This window comes from Catenuloplanes sp. NPDC051500 (assembly GCF_044454585.1).
In the GTDB taxonomy this organism is placed as follows: domain Bacteria; phylum Actinomycetota; class Actinomycetes; order Mycobacteriales; family Micromonosporaceae; genus Catenuloplanes.
The window spans coordinates 73,627-75,280 of record NZ_JBITDX010000031.1 but is presented as its reverse complement, the minus strand read 5'-3'; the positions used below and the strand labels follow the sequence as shown (position 1 = coordinate 75,280).

Here is a 1,654-nt window from a genome sequence, read left to right as displayed (position 1 = left end):
CACACCGACTATCGAAGGCCGCTGAGCACGTTCAAAGAAACCATCGATTGCGTAATTGGGCTCCACTTTCACCGGATGGCCGCTGAATAAGCCTCCGTGGCTGGTCAGGGGGCGGCCGCGCCAGTTGAGGGTGATTTGGGAGAAGAGGCGGTGTTCGATCTTGTTCCATTTGGAGGTGCCGGGTGGTAGGTGGCAGACGGTGATGGCCAGGCCTGTTTCGGTGGCGAGAGCGGCGATCCCGGTTTTCCAGGCCCGGTTGCGGTGGCTGTTGGCGCCGCCGGAGTCGGCGGTGATCAGTAGCCGGGTCGCGTGGGGGTAGTGGTGGTGGCCTTGGTGGTGCCACCAGCGGCGTATGGACTCGACGGCGAACGCGGCGGTTTCGTGGTCGGTGCCGACGTTGACCCAGCCGGTGTTGGTGCTGGTGTCGTAGATGCCGTAGGGCACTGCGCGGGGGACGGAGACGGTGACGAAGTCGTGGCTGTTGACCTCGGCCGGTTGTCCTTTCGGCCGCCATTGCCGGCCGTTGTTTTTGTAGTCGCCGACGAGCTCTTTCTTCTTTGCATCGACGCTGATGACCGGCTGGCCTGTGGCGCGGTGAGCGCGGGCCTGTTCGTTGATATAACAAAATTGGGCGTCGCGGTCCGGGTGCTGGTTGCCTTCCAACGTTTTCGTGTTGGCTTGCAGGCTGAAACCGGCCTCACGCAACAGGTTCCCGACGGTGTCCGCGGAGACCCGATGCCCTGTGGCGGTCAGTGCCGCGGCGAGGTTCCGGGTGGATTTCGTCGTCCATCGCAATGGTGACATCGGATCCCCGCGTTCATCGGGTTCGACCAGCGCCAGTAGCGCCGGCCGCAGCCCGGAATCGACGTCCGCCAACTTTTTGCGGCCCCCGCCCGGCCTGCGGACCCGACCTGAGACGCCCGCGCCGGCGTTCAGTTCCCGCACACCCAGCGCCACGGTCGACTCTGCGGCCCCGCACGCCCGCGCCACCGCACGTATCCCGCCATGACCCAGCGCCCGCGCTTCGGCACCCATGAGCAGGCGGCGCTGCCGCTCATCAAGATGCGGAAAAATCGCCGCGAATTTCGATCCCAGTTGCTCTTGAACCTCGACCGATATACCCATAACAGATCAACGCAGCGCAATACGGCAAGACACGGGGTTAATCACCTGCGCTCCCTAAGGGCCACCAGAGCCGCAAGGATCTTGACGCGGGCCTTACTGATCTTTCGGTGCGTCAGGATGAAAGCCCAGGCGGTATCTATAAGACGAAATGTCGGGCGCGCAGCGCCCGAACCTGGAAACTGTCCGAGAACCTCCATGAGGCGGGTCGTGAGCGTGAGCTGTGTCCTGACATCTTCGGATCAGGTGGGGCTCCGCCTTGCTGCCCGGCCCTGAGACCTGCCGAAGTGCCACGACCAGCCCGCACACCTGCGCGACCCGCGGCCTCGGTGCCGGTCCTTGCACCCACCCAGGCCGCAGCCGCCTCGACCCGCCGCCGCTGAGACGACAGCCGTGCTGCTCTCCCGCTCCGCAAGCACAACGTCCAGCGAAACGACCCACCACGACCCAGCCCCTTCGACCGGGGGTCCGAGACGGCCGGACGCGAATGGGCAACAGAGTCGCTCCCGCAGGCAAACCTCGCGCCGGGCAC

At 65.2% G+C, this 1,654-nt stretch carries 1 protein-coding gene; it reads right to left on the bottom strand.

Features of this window, described 5'->3' with window-relative positions:
* Positions 1–1,125: ISAzo13 family transposase (locus tag ACIA8K_RS37455; protein ID WP_396068230.1), on the bottom strand; the 1,125-nt coding region annotated here is incomplete at its 3' end.
* Between the last annotated feature and the right edge of the window lie 529 nt (positions 1,126–1,654).